A 3063-nucleotide genomic window follows, 5' to 3' on the forward strand; every position below is an offset into this window, starting at 1 on the left:
CCTTCTCGCCATCCCTGGTCACGCCGTCCCGTTCGAGATAGCGCAGATGCGCATCCACCGCCTTGGCGCCGGCAAACTGCCGCCCGCGGACGGCGCCGCGCTGCGGGTTCAGCTTGACCACACGCGCCTTCACGGCCACCCGCCGTGAGCGGGTGCGTCCGCCGCTTCCGTCCCGGCTCCACGCACTCCGATCCTTCAACGTCAGCGCCGCTGCAGCGCCCCTGCCCCGCGCATTGAACCGGCCGCCGCCCTTCCCGGTGTCGCCAAGTCGGCTCGGATTGCCGCCTGCTCGCCGGATCGCCTGATGGACCTCACCGATGAAGCTGATCGGGCGTCCACGCGCACCGCCGATCCGGCGCGCGGTTGTCCGCCCACCGCGATCACGGATCTTGCCGGGACGGATGCGAAAGTCGTCTTCGTCGTGTGCCATGAGACGACGATTGGAGGTCGAAAGGCACAGCACCAGGGCAGAGATTCAATCTGCGTACGACAGCGTAGAAACCGCCCAGCGAATACGCGGCGATCTCTCATTCTTCGCACGTCGTGAGCGACGGCTCTTAGAGCACTGACAGACAACGACAATTGGAAAAAGCGCCGCTCGCTAATCTCGAGAGCACGTCTAAAATCGACCAAAAACAATGTGCTTTTTTAGCTCATTGACGTGACGATGCCAACCTCATGACTGAAGCGCACAGGGCCATCATCCTGCATCGTCCAATCAGGTGATGGAAGATTCCTACCGGACATTTTTGACATAGCCAAGCTTCCGTCGAGTTTGGCCGCAAGGAAGATAGCGGACATTCTGCGAACCGAACTTAGTGGGATCGGATCCCGCCGTTCCGAGAGCTTCGCACAAGAACGTGCAATTTTTCACGAGCTGAGCTGGATCACCTACGATCTAAACCCTGGCAATAGAATCTGCTGCTGCGCTCTCGGATCGCAGCATCACTGCCGATAGATCAACTTGCAACGGATGTTTGGCCGGTCGTTCGACTGTACGCCGAACGACGATCGCTCGACGGTCCATTGGCTGGAATTGCACAACAAACCTGACGATAGAGGGACCATCGCAATTCAGAGGGCAACGAATCCGACCCCTCCTTCCGAAGCGGCAAGAGAGGCGCCGCGCGAGCCAACATCTTGCCAGCGGCACAACTGCAACATCGCACAATAAATGTATCACGCCTCCCAATTGGGAGGTCTGCCGTACGTGCTGCCCGATACTTTTCTTTACGCACCGAAAGCAATCGCGCTCCCCGTTTTCCGCGAGAGATTCATGAAAATATCAACTCCTTGCAGACCTCCTGATTCCGTCCTGTTCGCGCTGACCGTGAGTCTCTTGGGCATGGGATGTGGCGTCGCATCCGCAGCTGACCTGTCGGCCAAGACCTACAAGGCGCCGCCGCTGGTGGCGCAGGCCTACGATTGGACGGGCTTCTACATCGGCGGCTTCGGCGGTTATGCCACCGAGAACACCGATGGCGATCCGAAGATGAAGGGCGGGTCCGCCGGCGGCACGATCGGCTACAACTGGCAGACCAGCAACGTCGTGTTCGGCCTCGAGGCCGATGGCGGCTGGGCCGATATCAATGCCTCGGCATCGACACTCGGGATCACCGTGACGGGCAAGATCGACTCGCTCGGCACCGTCCGCGGCCGCGTCGGCCTCGCGGTTGACCAGGTGCTGTTCTACGGCACCGGCGGCTACACCTGGGCCGACAACAAGATGAGCGTCAGCGGCTTCGGCCGGACGGCGTCAGAGAGCCACTTCCACTCCGGCTGGACCGTTGGTGCGGGCATTGAGGCGTTCTTCGCGCCGCAGTGGTCGGTCAAGGGCGAGTACCTCTACCGCAGCTTGGGCAGGGAGAATTATTTCGGCGTGCCGTCCAGGACGCTCGACCTGCACAGCGCCCAGATCGGCGTGAACTATCACTTCAGCGGCCCGCTCGTCGGGAGGTTCTGATCATCGCTCCGTGACTGGATCGTGACGAAGAGGCCGGCCTCGCATCGGCCCTTTTTTATTGCCGGAGACGACCCGATCAACTGTCCATTGGAGCGGAGCGCGCCACGAATTTGGTTCTCGATGTCGACCAGCTTGCGTCCTAGTGGCCTTCCGTTGGGCAAAAGTGTGCGCATTTTCTGCGTGCCGACATTATCTACATATGCAGCACGGGACCACCCGAACCGCATTCTCTGTGGAATTCCGCGCGCGTCGGTTCGGTCGATGTTGCTGCACCGACCGACGATGAACACGCATGTGCTGCGCTTCCCGATTTTCACCGACAGACCGATCGGATGGCGTTCGTGATACAACCGCATTCCGAACCCATGACGCGTTCACGCGACTGAGGCGATCCACGGACCCTTCAAGCGCCGAGCGGATCGCCGCATGCATTTTGCATTTGACGCGATCGCCGTAAACAATCGGATGACCGAATGGACTGGCTCTCTCTGCTTACACCCGGATGCCCGCCTTCAGAGGGGCGCGGTTGACTGGCGCGCATCCGCGCGCGCCCTGACAACCGCCGTTGTCATGACGATCCATGGCACGGAAGACCGAGGTTACCGGTCCGGCCGGCGCGCACAACGTGCTTCACCTCGTCAGCGCGAGGGTGGGCCCTTGGCGCTTCGCTCCCAATAAAACTGCCCTTCCTGCGTCCTGCAAAGGCACGACAGAAACGCAAAAAGCCCCGCCTCCGAGGAGGCGGGGCGGTTTGCCCTGGTTGGATCAGTCGCCGTTGCGGCGGGACCAGATCAGGATGAAGCCCTCGTCGCCCTCACCCTTCACCAGTGAGGCGTAGATCGGGGCCGGGAAGCTCGGATCGTCGAGCTTGACCGAGAGATATTCGCGCTCGGTCTCTCGCGCGGTTTTCTTCCAGGCGGCGCCGAATTCGGTGGCGCCGGCGAAGATGCGATAGTCGGGCGCCTTGTCGTTCTCCTTCTCGGTCGCGACGAACTTCGCCTTGACGTTGAGCGTGAGCGTCTTGACCAAACCGGTGTAGCCGTCGTCCGCTGCGGTGAAGGTTCCGATGGTAGCCATGGTGGTCTCCGTCTGTTGTCGGG

At 61.2% G+C, this 3063-nt stretch carries 2 protein-coding genes and 1 pseudogene; 1 reads left to right on the forward strand and 2 read right to left on the reverse strand.

The window, feature by feature from the left end:
- Positions 1-430 (reverse strand): annotated as a pseudogene (locus tag UP10_RS28065) (DUF3363 domain-containing protein); the annotation flags it as partial.
- Between the two features lie 915 nt (positions 431-1345).
- Between UP10_RS28065 and UP10_RS28070 the strand changes: the two are divergent.
- Entirely contained in the window at positions 1346-1963 is a 618-nt protein-coding gene (locus tag UP10_RS28070) for an outer membrane protein (RefSeq protein ID WP_044590476.1), read from the forward strand.
- Positions 1964-2728: 765 nt separating this feature from the next.
- On the opposite strand, the gene UP10_RS28075 is transcribed toward UP10_RS28070, so the two are convergent.
- Positions 2729-3040 (reverse strand): DUF736 domain-containing protein, encoded by a 312-nt coding sequence (locus UP10_RS28075; RefSeq protein ID WP_044590477.1) that lies wholly within the window; start codon positions 3038-3040, stop codon positions 2729-2731.
- Between the last annotated feature and the right edge of the window lie 23 nt (positions 3041-3063).

Source organism: Bradyrhizobium sp. LTSPM299 (assembly GCF_000938235.1).
In the GTDB taxonomy this organism is placed as follows: domain Bacteria; phylum Pseudomonadota; class Alphaproteobacteria; order Rhizobiales; family Xanthobacteraceae; genus Bradyrhizobium.